At 49.9% G+C, this 18,877-nt stretch carries 16 protein-coding genes; 9 read left to right on the plus strand and 7 right to left on the minus strand.

The window, feature by feature from the left end:
• The first annotated feature begins 11 nt into the window (after positions 1-11).
• The 7 genes from D0B88_RS06660 (at position 12) to D0B88_RS06690 (ending at position 8,884) form a co-directional block, all read left to right on the plus strand.
• Complete coding sequence (locus D0B88_RS06660) at positions 12-2,870, plus strand: insulinase family protein (RefSeq protein WP_151056045.1); 2,859 nt, start codon at positions 12-14, stop codon at positions 2,868-2,870.
• A 90-nt stretch (positions 2,871-2,960) separates the two neighbouring features.
• Positions 2,961-3,266: a DUF3144 domain-containing protein gene (locus D0B88_RS06665; RefSeq protein WP_151056047.1), complete on the plus strand. Its 306-nt coding sequence runs from the start codon at positions 2,961-2,963 to the stop codon at positions 3,264-3,266.
• A gap of 224 nt (positions 3,267-3,490) precedes the next feature.
• Positions 3,491-5,452, plus strand: coding sequence for a sialate O-acetylesterase (locus tag D0B88_RS06670; protein WP_225318566.1), 1,962 nt, complete (start codon positions 3,491-3,493; stop codon positions 5,450-5,452).
• A 205-nt stretch (positions 5,453-5,657) separates the two neighbouring features.
• Complete coding sequence (locus tag D0B88_RS06675) at positions 5,658-6,932, plus strand: TIGR03862 family flavoprotein (RefSeq protein ID WP_151056048.1); 1,275 nt, start codon at positions 5,658-5,660, stop codon at positions 6,930-6,932.
• A 34-nt stretch (positions 6,933-6,966) separates the two neighbouring features.
• Complete coding sequence (locus tag D0B88_RS06680) at positions 6,967-8,286, plus strand: glycosyltransferase family 4 protein (protein ID WP_151056051.1); 1,320 nt, start codon at positions 6,967-6,969, stop codon at positions 8,284-8,286.
• A 63-nt stretch (positions 8,287-8,349) separates the two neighbouring features.
• A complete protein-coding gene (locus D0B88_RS06685) occupies positions 8,350-8,616 on the plus strand; it encodes a type II toxin-antitoxin system ParD family antitoxin (protein WP_151056053.1) in 267 nt (88 codons plus the stop codon).
• The gene (locus tag D0B88_RS06690; protein WP_151056055.1) at positions 8,594-8,884 is read left to right on the plus strand and encodes a type II toxin-antitoxin system RelE/ParE family toxin; all 291 of its coding nucleotides are present in this window, start codon (positions 8,594-8,596) and stop codon (positions 8,882-8,884) included. The genes D0B88_RS06685 and D0B88_RS06690 overlap by 23 nt, the downstream gene beginning before the upstream one ends.
• 80 nt (positions 8,885-8,964) lie before the next feature.
• Here D0B88_RS06690 and bamE read toward each other — a convergent pair whose 3' ends face one another.
• Positions 8,965-9,435 carry an outer membrane protein assembly factor BamE gene (bamE, locus tag D0B88_RS06695; RefSeq protein WP_007645135.1) on the minus strand — a complete coding sequence of 157 codons (471 nt, stop codon included), beginning with the start codon at positions 9,433-9,435 and terminating at the stop codon, positions 8,965-8,967.
• Positions 9,436-9,665: 230 nt separating this feature from the next.
• On the opposite strand from bamE, the gene D0B88_RS06700 reads away from it, so the two are divergent.
• Both D0B88_RS06700 and secD read left to right on the plus strand, forming a co-directional pair.
• Positions 9,666-10,079 (plus strand): hypothetical protein, encoded by a 414-nt coding sequence (locus D0B88_RS06700; protein ID WP_151056057.1) that lies wholly within the window; start codon positions 9,666-9,668, stop codon positions 10,077-10,079.
• A gap of 72 nt (positions 10,080-10,151) precedes the next feature.
• Positions 10,152-12,452 (plus strand): protein translocase subunit SecD, encoded by a 2,301-nt coding sequence (gene secD, locus D0B88_RS06705; RefSeq protein ID WP_151056058.1) that lies wholly within the window; start codon positions 10,152-10,154, stop codon positions 12,450-12,452.
• Between the two features lie 237 nt (positions 12,453-12,689).
• Here the strand turns inward: secD and D0B88_RS06710 are convergent, their stop codons facing one another.
• From D0B88_RS06710 to D0B88_RS06735, 6 genes are all read right to left on the minus strand, one after another.
• Entirely contained in the window at positions 12,690-13,052 is a 363-nt protein-coding gene (locus tag D0B88_RS06710) for a hypothetical protein (protein ID WP_151056060.1), read from the minus strand.
• 291 nt (positions 13,053-13,343) lie between these two features.
• Entirely contained in the window at positions 13,344-13,925 is a 582-nt protein-coding gene (locus tag D0B88_RS06715; protein ID WP_151056062.1) for a serine protease, read from the minus strand.
• 2 nt (positions 13,926-13,927) lie between these two features.
• Positions 13,928-15,430 carry a phospholipid carrier-dependent glycosyltransferase gene (locus D0B88_RS06720; protein WP_151056064.1) on the minus strand — a complete coding sequence of 501 codons (1,503 nt, stop codon included), beginning with the start codon at positions 15,428-15,430 and terminating at the stop codon, positions 13,928-13,930.
• A 37-nt stretch (positions 15,431-15,467) separates the two neighbouring features.
• Positions 15,468-16,241, minus strand: coding sequence for a ThuA domain-containing protein (locus D0B88_RS06725; protein ID WP_151056066.1), 774 nt, complete (start codon positions 16,239-16,241; stop codon positions 15,468-15,470).
• Between the two features lie 162 nt (positions 16,242-16,403).
• On the minus strand, positions 16,404-17,207 hold the full coding sequence (gene xdp1 / locus D0B88_RS06730) for an exosortase-dependent surface protein XDP1 (protein WP_225318567.1): 804 nt from the start codon (positions 17,205-17,207) through the stop codon (positions 16,404-16,406).
• Between the two features lie 218 nt (positions 17,208-17,425).
• A complete protein-coding gene (locus D0B88_RS06735; protein WP_040393325.1) occupies positions 17,426-18,739 on the minus strand; it encodes a cation:proton antiporter in 1,314 nt (437 codons plus the stop codon).
• Between the last annotated feature and the right edge of the window lie 138 nt (positions 18,740-18,877).

Consider the following 18,877-nt stretch of genomic DNA (forward strand, 5'->3'; position numbering starts at 1 on the left):
GGATCTACGCTATGTTAAAGCGCTATTCTGCGGTGGCAGCCAGTTTATTGCTGCTGTGCATTGTGTCGTTGGTGGGCTGCGAGTCCACTGGCTCGTCGGCGGGGCAAGTTCCTGCGCAGGCACAGTCTGTTGAAAATACCACCATCATTAAAAGCCCCAATGACGATCGCCAGTATTCGGCAGTCATGCTCGCCAATGGTTTGCAGGCGGTATTGGTAACTGACCCGGCCAGCGAAGTGGCGGCAGTATCGCTGGCGGTGGGGGTGGGCAGTTATCAGGACCCGGATTCACAACTGGGCCTGTCGCATTACCTTGAGCACATGTTATTTCTCGGCACCGAAAAATACCCCGAACCCAACAGCTTTCAAAAATTCGTGGATGGCAATGCCGGGGTGTGGAACGCTTACACCGCGCGCGACCATACCAATTATTTTTTCCAGTTAAAGGCTGATCAGTTGGATAAAGCGCTGGATTTTTTTAGCGATTATTTCCGTGCGCCAACCTTTGACCCGCAGTACAGCGATAAAGAGCGCAACGCGGTAAATAGTGAGTGGTCCATGGGGCGCACTAACGACAACTGGATTATGTATCGCATTAGCGGCCTCACCTCCAGTCCGTCGCACCCCGCGCACCGTTTCACCACCGGCAATTTGGAAACCCTGTCGGATAAACCCGGCTCACTCTTGCAAGACGAATTGCGCGCGTTTTACAACCGCTATTATTCCGCCAACAACATGAAGCTCACTATAGTGGGCAATCAATCGCAGGCGGAATTAAAAGCACTCGCGGAAAAACATTTTTCCTCCATTCCCAATAAAAATATCGAACGTCCACAAGTCACCGTGCCGGGGTTAACCCGTGCAGAAGAAGGGCAGCATATTCACGTAAAAACCCTGAAGGATCTCAAACAATTATTTATCGAGTTTCCCATCGCGGATAACAGCAGTTTGTGGCCAGTAAAACCCAACGGTTATTTGCACTACCTGATTTCATCCGAAGAGCCGGGCACACTCGGTGAACAATTGCGCCGCGAGGGTTTGGCGAATTCGGTGAGTGCAAGTGTATCGCCCGATGAGTACGGCATGGACGGTACTTTTTCGGTATATGTCGATCTCACCGAAAAAGGCTTGCGCAATAAAGATCACATCATCAGCTCCATTTTTGCCTACATCGAATTGATGAAAGCGAAAGGTGTGGATGAACGCTACTACCGTGAAATCAAAGCCATGTGGGAAAAAGATTTTGCCAATGCGGAAAAACAACAACCGTTGCAGCAGGCGACTGAACTTTCCTACAAGCAATTCGATTACCCGGTTGCGAACCTGCTCAATTCCGATTTTGTGTACGAGCGCTTTGATGCCAAAGCGATTAAAACCGTTCTCAAACAATTGACCCCGGCGCGCGCGCGTATTTGGCATGTGAGCAATAATGAAGTGACGGATCAGCCAGTGCCCTACTACGAAGGTAGTTATGCGGTGAAAAAATTCAGCGCGGCGGAATTAAAAGCCTGGGCCAACAGCGGCAAAAAAATGCAATTTCAATTGCCGCCGGAAAATGATTTGTTTACCGACAAGCCCGCACCGATTGTGGCAGCAACCCATAGCAAACCGCAAAAACTGGTTGAGCAGCAAGGCGTAGAGGCGTGGTTGGTGCACACGCAACATTTTCAGGAAGATAAAGGTTTTGTGGAGTTAAACCTGAATATCGATTTTGCCTACAACGGGATTGAACAACTCGTCGCTGCCAATTTATTGGCCGACATTTATAAAATGCACCAGACCTCGCTGGTGGATCGCGCCGGGCGCGCGGGCATTTCCATCGGTTTGGATTTAACGGCGGAAAAGGGCCAGGCGTTTAGTATTTATGGCTACACCGAAAAGCAAGCGGGCTTGGTGCAAACCCTGCTGCAGGATTATGTGGCGCTAACTGTGAGCGATGAAGATCTGGCTAAAGCCAAAGACCGGTTTGTAAAAACCATCGCCAACAACAAAAAAGAAATCCCGATTCGCCAGGCGTTTAATCGCTTTGGTTTGTTAACCCGCGCCAAAGGCAATTGGGATGATGCAGAGGTTATCGCCGCTGCCCAAAAAATCACCCTCGCACAGGTGCAAGCACACCATAAAGCTGTGCTCGCGAATCACTTGTTGCGCGTCTATGCCGCCGGTAACTTTACCGATGGCAGCATCACTGCGCTCGCCACGGCAGCTGCGCAAACATTGGGTAGCAACAAAGCACCGGCACAGCGTTATTTTGCGCAGAGTATTACCCCCAAAACCGGTGGTTTGATAAGCGATAATCTGGATATAGATCCAACCGATAACGCACTGGTAGATATTTACCTGGGCACGCAAAAAAATCTCACCCAGCAAGCGCAGTTGATGCTGCTTAACGGTTTGTTCAGCACCGACATTTTCACCCAGCTGCGCACCAACGAGCAGTTGGGTTATGTGGTGGGCAGTACTGGTTCCGCGCTGAATGACTACCCGCTGTTTGGGTTATACGTGCAAACCACCAATACCAGTTTGGTGGATTTAAAAGCGCGCATGGATAAATTCCGCAAGGATTATCTCGCCACACTGCAAGCACTGGAACCGGCGCAATTGGAGCAATTAAAAGCAGCGGAAATCGCGCAAATCATGCAAAAACCCAACGACTATCGCGCCGAGGCCACCCAGCACTTGCAGGATTTCAAAGAGGGCAAGTTCAGCTTTGATCGCAAAGAGCGGGTGGTTGCTGCCCTGCAACAGGTAACCAAGGCGGATTTGATAAAAATCTACCAACAACTGGTGCTGGGTAAGCAGGGGCACAACGTGGTGATTCAGGCGCGCGGTGCCAATTATAAAAACCAACCGTTTGCACCACTGAAATAATCGCAGTTGCCTCTGGCGCGGATTGCCAGAGGCATTTTGAAAGCAGCTGCCGTAGAATAGGCGGTAATTTTTAACGGGTGAGACAGCACAATGAGCACAAAAACTGACGACGATATTTTTTGGGAGCTGGTGGAGAAATTCATTGACCACGCTAACAACGCCTGCGACAACGCCGACCCCGGTATCGTCAGCGCCGCACTCATTAACGCCACCGCGCGTTTCAACGCCTTTGTCGTCGCCCAAAGCTCACTCGATAAAAACGAATTTGCCGAAGACGTAGAAGGCACCACCAACTATTTAACCGGCCGCTACCGCGAATTTTTAAAAGAGCACATGGAAGATTATCGCGAAAATTACACCGCGCTTATTGGCGCGCGGGAATTACCGGAGGAGTGATCGGGAATCGCTGTTGTCACAAACAACAAAGCAGCTTCGGCTGCTTTTTTTATGCCCAATGTTTCCTCTTTTATGTGTGTGTTTAGCTCCGTAGTCCGTTTACGCGATTCAGGGTCAAGCTATGTTAAATCCGGTTTAGTGGGCTGACGTTTTAAGGTTTATCTGGTATACAAGTAAGTGAGCATGTAATTTTCTTTTTGACCATAACCATAAAAGTGCTGATTATGAATAATATTCTTCGTTTCCCTGTGCGATTCCTGCTGCTATTGTCTGTGTCATTGGCGGCGTTTTCCCCGGCTTATGCCGATGTCACCCTGCCGCGCTTGTTAAGCGATGGGGCGATTCTGCAGCGTGATAAACCCATCACCATTTGGGGCTGGGCGCATGAGGGCGAGCAGGTGACGGTGAGCTTTGCGGGTAAGGAGCAAAGCACTACCGCGCAGGCGGGCAGGTGGCAGGTGACCTTTCCGGCGCGCAAAGCTGGCGGTCCTTATGAGTTAACCGTGACTGGCAAAAACACCCTTACACGCAAGGATATTTTGCTGGGCGATGTGTGGATCGCGGCGGGGCAGTCGAATATGGAATTGCCTTTGCGTCGGGTGAAATACCAGTACCCCGGTGTGATTGAAGCGACCCGCTTATCGCAGGTGCGCGAATTTAACGTGCCCGTTGCCTACGCGTTCAAGGGGCCGCTGGCGGATTACACCCAGGGTGAATGGAAGACCGCTACGCCGGAAAATCTGCCGGGTTTTTCAGCGGTAGGGTTTTTCTTTGCCAAGCAATTGCACCGTGTTACCCGTGTGCCTATCGCCGTGGTGACTTTGCCCGTGGGTGGCTCACCCGCTGAGGCGTGGATGAGTGAAGCGGCGTTAAAAAAATATCCACACTATGTCGAACAATTAACACCGTTCAAAGACGATGTGCATGTACAAACGACCATCGCCAAAGACAAAGCCAACAACGACAAGTGGTATGGCGATTTAACGGCGGCAGATATTGGTCTGCAAAATAATTGGTCGCAGTCAGAGCTGGATGCAAGCAGTTGGAACAACCTGCAAGTGCCTGGCTTTTTCAAAGAGCAGGGCAGCGATTTCACCAACGGCAGCGTGTGGGTGCGCAAAGAGTTGGTGCTCAGCCCACCACAGGCGGCAAAAGCAGGCACTTTGTGGCTGGGTGCGATTGTGGATGGCGACCAGGTATTTGTGAACGGTCAGGCGGTAGGGCAAACCGGTTATCAATATCCACCACGTATTTATTCGTTGCCAGCGGGAGTATTAAAAGCGGGCAAAAATACCATCGCTATTCGTATTACCAGCTACACGGGTAACGCCGGTTTTGTGAAGGACAAGCGCTATGAATTGGTATTGGATGAAGCCCTGCCGACCATGGAATCTATTCCTTTGGCGGGCGAATGGAAATATCAAATCGCCGCCAATGCGCCCGCTATGCAACCAACTACCACGCTGCACTACATTCCATCCTCACTGTTTAATGCCAAGCTCGCGCCTGCGCTGCCGCTGCAAATTAAAGGGGTGATTTGGTATCAGGGTGAATCCAACGTGGCGCGTGCGGCGGAATATAAAAATTTATTCAGCGATTTAATTGTGGATTGGCGCGCGCAGTTCAAACAGGGCGATATCCCGTTTATTTATGCGCAATTGGCGAATTTTTTACCCGCCAAACCTGAGCCGGGTGAAAGTGGCTGGGCAGAACTGCGCGAAGCGCAGCGCCAAACACTCGCGCTAAAAAATACCGCCATGGCCGTAGCGATTGATGTGGGTGAGTGGAACGATATTCACCCGCTGAATAAGCAGTCGGTGGGTGATCGTTTGGCGTTGGGGGCATTGAAACTGGCCTATGGTAAAAAGCGTTTATTGGCTTCTGGCCCGACCTTGCAAAAAGTAGAGCGTAAGGGCAACACGGTGGAATTGTCCTTTAGTGATACGGGAAAAGGCTTGCGCGTGCTCGGTGGTGGCGATGTAAAACACATGGCAATTGCCGGGGCGGATAAACAATTTGTGTGGGCTAAGGTGCAAGTGAAAAAAGATAAGCTGGTAGTGTCAGCGAATGCGGTGCCGGAACCTAAATGGGTGCGATACGCTTGGGCTGACAACCCTGAGGGGGCAAATCTGTATAATAGCGCTGGTCTGCCTGCATCGCCGTTTGAGGCTCATGTTTCGGATTAGTGTTTTTACTCCCCGCGCAATGAAGTCCGGAGTTCACTCGGAGACTCTCCGTGAACCCTTCCTTGGGGGCTCGTCGCCCGCGTCCTTGCGGGCCACGGTCTCCGAGCAAACTCCGGACTCCATTACGCTGCTCCTTGTGAAGTAAAAAACTTTTCCAAACATTAAAACGCCGATGTGGAATTAATTTCTCATCGGCGTTTTTATTTTGAAACAATTCGATATTTTTGATATTTCCCCCACTAAATCCGTAGCAATTATTGGCGGCGGCCCAGCGGGTTTAATGGCAGCGGAAGTGATTGCGTCTGCGGGCCATGCGGTATCGGTTTACGATGCTATGCCATCGGTTGGGCGGAAATTTTTATTGGCGGGTGTGGGTGGAATGAATATCACCCATGCGGAACCGGCAGAGGATTTTCGCGCGCGCTATTCGGCCAGTGCCCAGTTCATCAATTCCCTCAAACAATTCGATGCAGATGCCTTGCGCCAGTGGGTGCATGGTTTGGGTGTGGATACTTTTGTCGGCACTTCAGGCCGTGTTTTTCCAACCGATATGAAAGCCGCGCCTTTATTGCGCGCCTGGTTGCATCGCCTGCGGGAGTTGGGGGTAAAAATTTATCCGCGCCATCGCTGGTTGGGTTGGAGTGAGCAGGGCGAGTTAATTTTTTCCGCGCAGGAAAATGGCAATGCCATCACTAAAACGATTAATGCAGATGCGCTAGTGCTCGCCCTCGGCGGCGCCAGTTGGCAGCGTTTGGGTTCCAACGGTGCCTGGGTTCCTTTGCTGCGTGAACGCAGCGTGCAAGTGAATGAGTTGGTGCCGAGTAATTGCGGGTTTGATGTGATCTGGAGTGAGTTTCTCATCAACCAACATGCGGGTGCACCTTTACAAGGAGTGGGGCTGAGTTGTGTGGATGCGCAGGGCATGCCGCGCCAGATTTTGTCGGAAGCCATCATCAGCGCTTACGGTATTGAAGGCACGGGTATTTATGCGCTGTCAAAATATCTGCGTGAAAACTTGGCAGAGAATGGTTCTGCACTGTTGAATATCGATTTGTTGCCCGATTTGTCGCCAGAAAAAATTGTGCAAAAACTCAATAAGCCGCGCGAGAAAAATTCCCTCAGTAATTTTTTGCGCAAACAATTTAATCTCTCACCTGTCAAACTGGCATTGCTGCGTGAACTGACCAGCAAACAGACGTTTGAAAATCCCGCGCTGTTAGCGATGGCGATAAAAAAACTCTCCGTCACCTTAACCGCCACGCGCCCGATTGATGAGGCTATCAGCAGTGCCGGTGGTGTGGCTGCCAAAGAGTTGGATGCCTCCTACATGCTCAAAAAAATCCCCGGTGTATTTTGCGCCGGTGAAATGTTGGATTGGGATGCACCCACTGGCGGCTATTTGCTGACCGGCTGTTTTGCCAGCGGGCGCGCCGCCGGAAATGGTGTGGTGAGTTATTTACGTGCAGCCCATGTGCGCTAAGCAGGGTACTAAGTAGGGTATTAAGTAGAGTGATATGAAAAAAATTCTGGTGCTTGGCTATGTGTGGCCAGAACCCAATTCCTCGGCGGCGGGTAGCCGCATGTTGGAGTTGGTGCAATTATTTTTGGCAATGCAGTGTGAAGTAACCTTTGCCTCAGCGGCGGCCTTATCCGAACACCGGTTTGATTTAAATTCGCTGGGTGTGGCGGAAAAAACTATCGCACTGAATTGCAGCAGCTTTGATGAATTTGTGTGTGCGTTGCAACCGGACGCTGTGTTGTTTGATCGCTTTTTTACCGAGGAACAGTTTGGTTGGCGCGTGGAACAGCAGTGCCCGCAGGCGCTACGCATTCTGGATACGGAAGATTTTCACAGCCTGCGCCATGCGCGCCAGCAGTTGTTAAAATCGGCGCAAAAAGCACAGGGAAACGATGGCGTAGCAACAGAAAAAGAACGGCAATCAGTGCCACCTGTGAGCGCAACAGCAGCGGAGCTTTATACGCAAATGTGCAGCAGCGATATGGTGCAGCGCGAAGTCGCTGCAATTTTCCGCTGCGATTTATCCTTAATGATTTCTGAAGTAGAAATGGAATTGCTGCAACAGTTTTTTTCAGTTCCTGCACCGTTATTATTTTATTGCCCATTTTTATCGCAGCCTAAAATTGCCGATAAAACCCTGCCGGACTTTTCCGCGCGACAACATTTCATCACCATCGGCAATTTTCGCCACGAACCCAATTGGGATTCAGTGCTCTGGTTAAAGCATCAACTCTGGCCGCTAATTCGTGCTCAGTTTGCACAGGCAAATTTGGTTGCACCGGAGCTGCATATTTACGGCGCCTACCCGCCACCAAAAGCGACGCAATTGCACAATGCCAAAGAAGGTTTTCATATCAAAGGCTGGGCGGCAGATGCCCAGGCGGTAATGCAAAACGCGCGTGTTTGTCTTGCACCTTTACGTTTTGGTGCGGGCATTAAAGGCAAACTGATGGATGCTATACATTGCGGCACTCCGAGTGTAACCACCCGTATTGGCTGTGAATCCATGAGCGGTGGTTTGGCGTGGTGCGGTGTGATTGCCGATAATGCAGAAGTATTTGCGCAAGCGGCGCTGGATCTTTACCAGCAGCCCTCGCTTTGGCAAGAAAAACAGCAGCAGGGCTTTAATATTCTGCGCGACTATTTTTACCGCTGCGATTACGCCACTGAATTACAGCAGCGTTTACTTTCTCTGGAAGAAAACATCGCCGCTGAGCGGCAGCGCAATTTTATCGGCCAAATGCTGCGCCATCATCACCACAAAAGTACCCAATATATGGCGCAGTGGATTGAGGCCAAAAACAGCGATCGATAAGGCTGGTGTAGATGGTATACTATACTACTGAGTGGTATTGGCTGGCTTTTGGGGGGGAAGATTATGGCGATGGTTAAAAAAAGTATCACGGTAACGGATCAGCAGGATAGTTGGATCAAAGCCCAGATTGAGCTAGGGCATTATGGTAACGAGAGCGAAGTTGTCAGGGAGTTAATTCGGGAGCGGCAGTTGCGGGAGCAGGAGCTTCAGTTTGTGCGCGCCCAGTTGATCAAGGCGGAGCAGGGCGGCTTTAGCGCGCTAAGCCCGGACGCTTTATTACAGGAAATCAAACAAGGATTGGGGCGAGATGCGGTATCGAATAAGCCATGAAGCGAGCATGGATCTGGCAAGGATATATTGGCATGGCGCTGCCAAGTTTGGTGAACAGCAAGCGGAGCGTTACTACCAATTACTGATCGAGCAATTTGAAAAAATCAGCAACGCGCCCTTGGCTTTTCAATCGGTAAACAATATACGCGAGGGCTATAGGCGCAGCGTTTGCGGTGCAGACAGTATTTATTACCGGATCAGTAACCAAGACGGTGCAGTGGAGATTATGCGAATTTTGGGGCGACAGGATCTTTCAGAAAACCTTTAGCGAAATGCATCACCAGAATATTTTTACAGGAGCCCCGGCGAGGAATCGTCGGGGCTTTTTGTTGCGTGGTCGCTGAAAACTTATTCCGCTGCCACCGCTTCTGCAATCGCTACATTGCTGACTTTATCGCCTGCAAAATGTACGGCCACTTGTTTATTGCTATTTGCAGCGGCATTTACGCCGAGTGCTGCAGCAACTTGCGCTGCTTGTGCAGCAGTGGCATTTACGGAACTTACGTTGTAAAACCATACTTCTGCGTCTGCTTCACCACTGGTGGTGACGGGAGCGCCCAGCGTAGCCTGAACTTTTGCTTTGGTCGCGTCATTGCCCAGTTTGGATTTCACTAAGGCCACGGCGGATTGCTCCGGCGTAGTGGAAACGTTGCTCGCTGCTGTGCTGGTATCTTCAACTTTGGCTTGGGTCTCTGCGACTTTTGCCTGCGCTTGATCCACAGATTCAGAGGCTTTTTTAAGCGAACCAAACAAATCTGCCGCTTGTGCCTGTGCCGTCAACAGACCGATTAAACCCATAACAACCAATGATTTTTTCACAGTAAAACTCCCTAATTAGGCTGATAGTGAACCTGGAAATGTGTATTGAAGTGCCAAACTGCGCGGCCACCCTAATCAAGTTGTAAGTGAAGGTCAAATGAAAATTATTCTTTTTTTGTAGCTTATTGTGCGCGGCGTCCGAACGGTTTTGCGCGAATTTTATGTCCACTGCGCTTGAATAACTCACCTCCGCACCCCACCATTCAATAATCCTTGTCGCGGTCGCCGCTATGCACACGCCTTCCTCTCATTATCAAGCTGTGTCTCCTGTCCCTGTCTGGAAGGCTGTTGCGTGGCGCAGTGTTTTGCTGGTTGGTTTGTTATGGCTGGCGGCGCTATACACGGGTACACAAACTACCCCCTGGGGTGCAGCTGAGCAAAATGGTATAGCGACGGCGATAGATGCACCGCTACATGCCAATAGCGAGCATTCATTTTCGCTTAAACGATTTTTCTCCCGTACTAAAAATCAACCTAACACACTCGAATCCCCCGAGCCGCTCTGGCTACTGCTGGCGAGTGAATTTCGTTTGGCCCCAGTTCCCGACTTTGTCAGGCAATCCCTTCTTACTGAAATTGCACCCGCTATATCTTGGCTGCAATTACAGTCACTCAATGTTCCCCGCGCACCACCGCTCGTTTAATCACTCCGTTAAAAAACATTTTAATTATTTTTTTGCGTACACCTCCTGCGTACGCAATGTGGAGTATTAGCGATGAAAACCCTTTTTTCACGGGCTGTTATTTATGGCCTGATTATTTTGTTTGGGCTGCTCAGTGCCCTGCCGAATGTATTACCCGAATCTGCATTACAAAAGTTGCCCGATTGGTATGCGCAAAACCAATTAACGTTGGGGCTGGATTTGCGCGGCGGCTCGCATTTGTTGTTGGAAGTGGACACCAGTGAATTGGTGCGCGATAAAAACCCGGCGCTGCATGAGCAAATAGTGCGCGATGCGGTCGAGCAAAGTTTGGAGGTGGTGCGTCGCCGGTTGGATGAAACCGGCATGGTGGAGCCGATGATTACGCGGCAGGGTAGTGACAGCATTTTAGTGCAGCTGCCCGGCGTAAGTGACCCACAACATATTCGCGAATTGTTGGGCACCACCGCGCGCATGACATTCCATTGGGCCGCCAATGCACAATCGCCGCTGCACACCAAAATTATCTCGGTTAAGGGCGAAGCGGGTGAGCGCTATCAATTGGAGGAGCGCATCGCATTGGAAGGAAAGCACATCAGCGATGCGCGCTTGGCGTTTAATCCGGACACCGGCGAACCTGTCGTCAATTTTAAATTGGATAAAGACGGTGCACGCCGTTTTGGCGATATGACCCAGCGCAATGTGGGGCGCTCGCTCGCGATTGTATTGGATGACACAGTGGTGACAGCGCCGGTTATTCGCAGTGCAATTACCGGTGGTAGCGGCGAAATTAGCGGATCGTTTACCAGTGCATCAGCCAATGATTTGGCATTGTTGTTGCGCGCGGGTGCATTGCCCGCACCGCTCAAGGTAATTGAAGAGCGAACCGTGGGGCCGGATTTGGGAAGCGATGCAATCTCCATGGGCATCAGCACCGGTATTGTCGGCGCGCTGTTGGTGCTCGCGTTTATGGTAGGCATTTATGGCCGTTGGGGTTTTATTGCCTGTGTTGGTCTCGCGATTAATATTGGTTTGAGTTTTGGTGTGTTGAGCCTGCTCGGTGCGACGCTTACGCTGCCGGGTATCGCCGGTTTTATTTTAAGTGTGGGCATGGCGGTGGATGCGAATATTTTAATTAATGAACGTATCCGTGAAGAAGCGCGGCGCGGCGAAAATGCGCTGCAGGCCTTGCGTGCCGGTTTTCAGCGCGCCTACAGCACCATTTTGGATTCCAATGTCACCTCGCTAATTGCTATTAGTTTATTGTTTTTATTCGGCAGCGGCCCAGTGCGCGGGTTTGCGGTCACTATGGCGGTGGGTTTATTAATCTCCATGTTTACCGCGATTTCGTTTACGCGTTTAGTTATGGAATGGCGCGTGAGCAAATTGGGTAAACAGCCGTTAATTATTTCCGGCATAAAATGGTTGGATAGTATCAGTGAAAAAACTATTCCGTTTTTACGCGCCCGTTTTTTTGGTTTGATGGCGTCTGCCGTTTTATCGTTGGCATCGGTGTTTTTATTTTTTAGCCCCGGCTTGCATTACGGCATCGATTTTAGTGGCGGAACTGTCATAGAAGTGAGCGCGCCGGATACCAATGTGAGTGCGTTGCGCAATGGTTTGCAGCAAGGCGAATACGCGCAGATAGCCATTCAGGAATTTGGTAGCGATGGTCATTACCTGCTGCGCTTGCCCATGCAATCCGCAGAGGATGTGGCGAATGGCAGCAGCGTACAAGCGGTAAAAAGTGCCGTGACTGCCATAGCACCGGATGCAGAATTTCCACGCGTAGAAATGGTTGGGCCACGCGTCAGTGGCGATTTTGGCGATGCGACTATCCTTGCGATTATTTTGGCAGGCCTGGGCATGTTGGGTTATTTATGGGTTCGTTTTGAATCGCATTTTGCGATGGCTGCTACTCTCACACTTGCACTCGATCTAACCAAAACCATCGGCTTTTTTGCGCTGGCAGGCGTGGAATTTAACCTCACCGCTGTCGCCGCACTGCTCGCGTTAATTGGTTATTCGGTGAATGACAAAGTCGTGGTGTTTGACCGCATCCGCGAAAACCTGCGCCTCACACCCGACAAACCTTTAGTGCAGCTGCTTAATGAAAGCATCACCTCAACACTCACGCGCACCACCTTTACCTCAGTCACAACTTTCCTGGCATTACTGCCCATGGCAATTGCAGGCGGCAGCGCCGTATCCAGTTTTTCACTGCCCATGCTATTCGGCATAGTCATCGGCACCAGCTCATCCATTTTAATTGCTGCGCCGATTGTGTTGTTGCTGGGGGAACGGAGAATGCGCAAAGGAAAATCACAGCTTCATGTTGTCAACGAAGCGCAGCGGGAGATTGATTTGTTGCCGTAGGAGAGATTTTTACAGCTCTCACCAATTGGTGAGAGCTGTGGTAGGTTGGGCAGCAATACCCAAAAAATTAAGTTATTAAATTCGTAGCCCGCATGGAGCCTAGCGAAATGCGGGAGCTTTAAAAATTATTTAATTGAATTCTTTCTCACTCTTTAAATAATCACGTATTTCTCCAGGCTCCATGCGGGCTACTTGCAAACCATCGCACGCGGTGCGCGAGTTGTAGTGGTTTATAGCTCATTGTGATTTTGGAGCCATTAGCTTTGCCGCATTCCAAGCTGCTGTAAATTGACGCGCTTCACGCATAACAGTAATTGAATCTTTGCGTTCTCCATAACCTATAACCTTGCCCTCGAGTGAAACTACAAAATACTCTCTTGTGTCACTACCGTCAGTATCTAATAGCGATGACGCAAGACGATAATAAAGAATTTTTGAGTCATCCGGGCCGCTTTCAGCACTGATCGGTTTCCCAATAAGAGTGGTAACTTCGGATACAGTCATGCCTTTTTCAATCAAAGGAAAATTTCTATTGTAAGGAGCCGCACAGGACAAAATTAGGAGTGAAAAAATAACTATAATTCCAACTTTTGATTTCATAGGGTCTCTCCATTGATTCATTATTTAAATCTAGCTGCGTATTAAACGGCTAAAGCTGAGCTCATTAAAATTTCTCTTGAAGAATAGCATTACAGTAAAAAATAAGTATTTTTTTGTGCTGTTTTGTATGAGCTGAAAAAATGATAAGTGGGTTTTGAGACATTTAGAGTTGCTTGCTCAGAGCTGTCAATTACACCGCATAACTGCCAGCCAACCATATCTTCAACAAACCTTAAAATAAAAACGCCCGCAGTTGCGGGCGTTTTTCATGGGGTAGCGTGTTGCGATAAATTAAAACTTCACGCTCTTGGAATCGTCACCGAACCAGTTGGGTTTTTCATCGCCGCGGGCGTATTGAACGGTGAAGCCGGAGTTGCCGAAGCCTTGGAAGTAGCTGATGGCGACTTGGTGTTGGCCTTCGCTTAAATGGGTCATACAAACTTGTACGCTGTAGGGGCGGTCTTTTAAGTGTTCGCAAATTAATTTGCCATCAATACGCAAGGAAAAGCCGTCGTCGCTGCCCATTAAAAAGCGATAGGTGTCTGCTTGTTTAACGGTGATGGTGTGGTTTACATCCACAAAAAAGTCATCGGTATAGGTGGCGACGTTGCCCAGCTTGGGGTGACGGAAACGGCTTTTTTCTTCCAGGTTTAAGCGGTCTACCATTACCTCGCGGGTGACTTCAATGTCGCGGGCTTGATAGATATTGCCAATGCTTACGCGGTTTTTACTGATAACCAGTTTCACCACCGGATCGACTGTTACCGGTGTGATACGCACCAGAATTAAAATGGTTGCCAGCGCGAGCAGCGCGGAAAAAATAGTGTTTTTGTGTAACAGCACGTTTTTGTTGAGAAGCGATTGAATGGCCATAATTATCTCACCACCTGCAGTTTCCAGAAGCTGAACCAGTTGCGCATTTCAAATTGATCTTCCGTCAGGCCAAAGCCATAGGTGAAGGGGGAGAAGAAGGCAAATACGGCGATTACCAATAGCGCAAATAAGCTGGCGTTGATAATGGTGTGTTTGTTGTTGGCGAGCACTTCGTCGCGGTAAATATAATTAAATACCAGTGCGAGATTGACGGCGCCAAACAGTAGCGGCACGAGATAGTGATACAAATACATCACGCGTTCGATTTGCAAAATCGCAATCATGTAGCTGAGGTAGAGCGCGGTGAAAGCGCAGATCCAATAAAATAGTTTTTCGTCTTTGATGGGGTTGTTATAAACATAGCGGCCGATAATTAAACCTACCGACAAAATAATCCCGCCCAGTACCGAGAACCACACAATGGGGTTGCCAATCAGGTATTTGTATTTCACCACGACTTTGCCGTCGATAGTGTTTTTATCCCAGCGATAGCTAATGGTTTTTTTGCTAACCGGCCAGCCCATGGCGTAGCTGCCGTTTTCATCGGGTTTGCACACATCCAAACGCGGAACACCATCGGCGTATTCAGACATGTATTTCCAGTTGTCGCGCATGCCCAGCATAAAGGTGGAGGGCGACCAGGTATTACCAGCGCGAATTTGGGTGAGGTATTCAGGTGAGGCTTTGTAGGTGCGATCTTTCACGATTTGCGTGCCCATGCCGATGTGCACATAAAACACCGCGAAAAATACCGCAGCAACCGGCAGCACGCCGGCTGGAACTGTGGTGGCTAAGCGGGTGAACAGCGCGCGCCACTGCCATTGTTTAATCGCGCTCCATTGATCCACACCAAACAGCATGACAAACAATAGCAGCAAAATAAATGCATTCACTTTGACCGCGACGGCTAAGCCTATCCATACCCCGAGCAGTGCATAGTGTTTTAATAAAATCGCTTTTTGGTGATGAATAAAATCGGTGGCGACACGCACAAAATAATAGAGTGCACCGAGAATAAAAAAGAGTTGAATGCCTTCGAGCATGGCAGCACGCGAGTGAATAACCAGGGCGTTGTCAAAAATCACCAAGCTGGTAAACGCGGCAGCCAGCCATGCGCGTTGGGTTATCGCATTAATAATCCCGTAAAAAAATACCACGCCGAGCGCCATCATCATCACCGACGGCCAGCGAAAGCCTTTGTAGGTCATGGTGGGTGGCGCGTTGTCGCCGGTTAAATAATCCGTCTCCAACAACTTTTGTTTATCGACCTCGCCGTTGCCACCAAACATCACCTCACCCACCGCCATCAGCATTTTGCCGAGGGGAGGGTGAGGCTCCATGTACATCACGCCATCGATATGTTTCTGGGCGGAGGCAACATGGTAGTTTTCATCCCAAAACATCGCTTGGGGGCTGCCGTAGAAAGGAAAATAAATACCCAGTGAGATAATCAGAATCGCCACTGGGTAAATAAAACGTGCGTAGGTTTTTAGGAAAAGTTTCATAGTGTATTTTTTTTAGAGTTAGTGTTGTGCGTTGGAATTATTTTTTGCGCAAACCTTTACCGGTTGCCGCCCAGAAAACACCGCCGTAAACATGTTCAAGAAATAGCGTGTCGCTGTAGGTGGCTGGCAGGTGACCGAGGGCGGTGTAAAACGCGCGGCCGCCATCGTAATTGTGGTACCAGGCGATGGGGTGGAACTTGCCCATGCCAGCGGTTTTTTTCTCGCCCCACTGGGCGCTGGGGTCGTAGGTTTGTTCATCAACAGCAAGTATGTAATTCAAACCTTTAATTCGCTCCGCACCAAACTCATACCATTCATCAGTCCACAACAAACGATCCGGCATACGATCCAGACCGGGGAATTTGCGATCCAGTACTTGCAGGTCTGCGCTTTGATTGGCGGGGTGAATATGAAAGGTGCGGCCTACCATTTTGGTGTACCAGTTCCAGTCGTATTCGGTGTCGGAGGCGCTGTGCACACCCACAAAACCTTTGCCGGAACGAATAAAACGTTCCATCGCCGCTTGTTGCTCATCGTTGAGTATGTCGCCGGTGGTGAGCAGGAAAATCACGGCCTGATATTTTTGCAGTTTTTCATCGCTGAAAATGCTGGCGTCTTCGTGCCAATCCAACGCAAAGTCATGACGCTTGGCCATGGCGCGCATGGCGGTCACACCTTCGTTGATGGATTCATGGTGAAAGCCATTGGTTTTGGTAAACAGCAGCACATTAAATTGTTGTGCCTGAGCACTGAGGCTGGCGAACAGTAATGAGCAGGTAAAGGCAAGGGATAGCAGTAACTTGTTGTGCATCGTGGATGTACCTCGCGAAGAGATTGTTCTTGTTGTGTTTGAGCTTGTTATTGTTTTCAGCGTTTTTGTTGTTTGGGGCGGACGCCATCATAAGCGATTGAGATTTATAGGCAATAAAAAAGGGCGCCGAGGGCGCCCTTTTGCGTGCTACTACCAAACGTTTTAGTGGCGTTGACGGCGGCGCAAACCTGCCAGTGCCATCAGGCTCAGGCCGAGCAGTAACAATGAGCTGGGTTCCGGTACTTCAACCGGTGGACGCTCAACGGTCACGCCTTTGAGTTTGTAGAAATCGTCACCCGTGGTTTTGTTTTTGTTGGGGCCGCTAAAGGTATCGCCAAATACCGGGTTGTAAGCGCCAATCAGCCAGTACTGGGAGGCTACACCAGCAAAGTTAACGGCGCCCGAATTGCCATTGATATCGACATTGTAATAATTGCCGACAACTGACCAATTCTGGCCAAGCAGGTCTTCCCATTTTTGGCCCAACAGCGAGCTGCTGTTAAAGCTATCGCCATTGAATGCCAGAATCGAAATATCGGCATCGTTTTGATACCAGCCCAGGTCAACGGAGGTCAGCTTGACCATTTCATCAAACGACAGCAGGTGCATGTCAAAGTCGCCACCTTGATTGTCAACAGCGTGGTTAGGTGAGTCGGTTTTTTCTATGCCCAAGCCATCCCACTTGCCGACGTGATTTTGTTCGATCGCTTTGTTAACGCTGGTGGTGTATTCCTGGCACTTGCCATAGCGGTACTTTTTACAGGTTTGGGTGGTGCCATAGGACCAACCGGTCACCGACAATTCCAAATCGGCCTCGCTGTAGTTGTACTGCATCGCATAGGTGCTATTAAGCACACCATTGCGTGAATCCGGAGTATTGAGGTCAATGCTGATGGGGGCGGCCAATACGGGACTGATGGCGCCGAGCAAAGTTAAGCATCCAAGCAAGTTAACTAATTTACGCATGGTGAAGATCCGTGTGAGTGAATGAGCTGGATCTGTAATGGCAATTTTGGTGCCATGGTTTATAAGTCGTTGATTTTGCTGTGATGCAGTTCTTGTTTTCAGGGTTTGCGTAATTAATGTGATAAAAAAACCGACATTTTTGGTTGTGCCAACACAATAAAAAAGCCCGAGCATGGCTCGGGCTAAAGGGCTCAAGTAAAAGGGGGGCTAACAAGGGGCTAAACGATTTGTACCTTGGCGGGCGGTGCGGGCTCGTTATCGGCCTCTTCCGCGCCCACAGCACCAAGCTCTCCGGTTTTGCGCGCGTGTCTGCCATAAACAATTTCAAATAATGGTGATGCCATCAGGGTGGTCACTATGGCCATGAGTACCATTATGGAGAACAGCGCCGGGCCAATGACCCCGGCTTGTAAGCCGATATTGATAATGATCAGTTCCATCAGGCCACGCGCATTCATCAGGGCGCCAATGCCCATGGCGGTGCGATTATCGGCACCACACAGGCGGGCGGCGCCCCAGCAGGCAACCCCTTTGGCGACTATGGAGCCGATGAGGATCACGGCGGCAATTGCCAGCAACTCCACGTTGTTAACCATGGTCAATTGCGTATTTAAGCCTGAGTAGGTGAAGAAAATTGGAATCAGAATAATCACCACAAATGGTTCCAGCTGGCGCTTGATCTCTTGAGTGAGTTTGCCGCGTGGCATGACGGCACCCAACAGGAAACCGCCAAAGACTGCGTGTAAACCAATCGCATCGGCCGTGAAGGCGGCCAACATAAAACACATGATCACCAAGGCAAACAAGGTCGGACTGAGGGTTTGTTGTTGCTCTGCCGCGCGCGCCAACGGAGCAAGAATTTTAGGTGCGACCAGGATCATAAAGGTGGCAAAAACGATACCGCCGATAATGGTTTTTACTGCCAGTTCTGCGCCAGCGCCGAAGGTTGCGAGCACTACAGCTAGTACGCACCAAGCGCCGGCATCATCGATGGCGCCGGCAGACAGTGAGAGTGTGCCGAGTTTGGTTTGGCTCAGGCCGCGTTCATGAATAATACGCGCCAGCATGGGAAAGGCGGTGATGGCAATGCAGGCGCCCATAAACAAGGTGGCACTGAACAGGGTGGCCTTCTCGGAAAATAAGCCTGGCACAGTCAGGAGCCAGGGGGTGATAGCAATCGCAACCAGAAATGGCGCCGCCATTCCGGAAATAGACACAGCTGCCGCGCTCTTGAGATTTGCTTTGAAATGGTCGCCGCGAAACCCCAGGCCAACCAGAAACATGTACATCCCTACACCCAGCTGTGCGCCAACGTAGAGTACCCCCTTCATTTCTGTCGGGAACAGGCTTTTTTGTAGCTCGGGCATTAACAAGCCGAACAGTGATGGCCCCAGAATAACCCCGGCAATCATTTCACCCACTACTTGGGGTTGGTGAAGATACTTTTGTCCGATCCATCCCACCAGTCTACAGACTGCCAGAATGACGAACATTTGCAGGAAAAAAACGATGGAGAGTTGCGCGATTGTCATTGGGTGCATCCATTTTTTATTGGTAATCATTTTTTGCTTTGGTTGCTCTGCAGCGATGAAGTGAGGCAACTTTTGCTTTGTACCGGATCTATGTCATCTCTCACAATGCGAACCCCATAAGTTTTCTCTATGAGAATC

The sequence above is a fragment of the Cellvibrio sp. KY-YJ-3 genome, from assembly GCF_008806955.1.
In the GTDB taxonomy this organism is placed as follows: Bacteria; Pseudomonadota; Gammaproteobacteria; order Pseudomonadales; family Cellvibrionaceae; genus Cellvibrio.

What these genes read in the sequence shown, in the direction of transcription:
- D0B88_RS06660 (WP_151056045.1), top strand. Translation starts at nt 12, where the DNA reads ATGTTAAAGCGCTATTCTGCGGTGGCAGCCAGTTTATTGCTGCTGTGC.
- D0B88_RS06665 (WP_151056047.1), top strand. Translation starts at nt 2,961, where the DNA reads ATGAGCACAAAAACTGACGACGATATTTTTTGGGAGCTGGTGGAGAAA.
- D0B88_RS06670 (WP_225318566.1), top strand. Translation starts at nt 3,491, where the DNA reads ATGAATAATATTCTTCGTTTCCCTGTGCGATTCCTGCTGCTATTGTCT.
- D0B88_RS06680 (WP_151056051.1), top strand. Translation starts at nt 6,967, where the DNA reads ATGAAAAAAATTCTGGTGCTTGGCTATGTGTGGCCAGAACCCAATTCC.
- D0B88_RS06685 (WP_151056053.1), top strand. Translation starts at nt 8,350, where the DNA reads ATGGCGATGGTTAAAAAAAGTATCACGGTAACGGATCAGCAGGATAGT.
- D0B88_RS06690 (WP_151056055.1), top strand. Translation starts at nt 8,594, where the DNA reads ATGCGGTATCGAATAAGCCATGAAGCGAGCATGGATCTGGCAAGGATA.
- D0B88_RS06700 (WP_151056057.1), top strand. Translation starts at nt 9,666, where the DNA reads ATGCACACGCCTTCCTCTCATTATCAAGCTGTGTCTCCTGTCCCTGTC.
- secD (WP_151056058.1), top strand. Translation starts at nt 10,152, where the DNA reads ATGAAAACCCTTTTTTCACGGGCTGTTATTTATGGCCTGATTATTTTG.
- D0B88_RS06710 (WP_151056060.1), bottom strand. Translation starts at nt 13,052, where the DNA reads ATGAAATCAAAAGTTGGAATTATAGTTATTTTTTCACTCCTAATTTTG.
- D0B88_RS06715 (WP_151056062.1), bottom strand. Translation starts at nt 13,925, where the DNA reads ATGGCCATTCAATCGCTTCTCAACAAAAACGTGCTGTTACACAAAAAC.
- D0B88_RS06720 (WP_151056064.1), bottom strand. Translation starts at nt 15,430, where the DNA reads ATGAAACTTTTCCTAAAAACCTACGCACGTTTTATTTACCCAGTGGCG.
- D0B88_RS06725 (WP_151056066.1), bottom strand. Translation starts at nt 16,241, where the DNA reads ATGCACAACAAGTTACTGCTATCCCTTGCCTTTACCTGCTCATTACTG.
- xdp1 (WP_225318567.1), bottom strand. Translation starts at nt 17,207, where the DNA reads ATGCGTAAATTAGTTAACTTGCTTGGATGCTTAACTTTGCTCGGCGCC.
- D0B88_RS06735 (WP_040393325.1), bottom strand. Translation starts at nt 18,739, where the DNA reads ATGACAATCGCGCAACTCTCCATCGTTTTTTTCCTGCAAATGTTCGTC.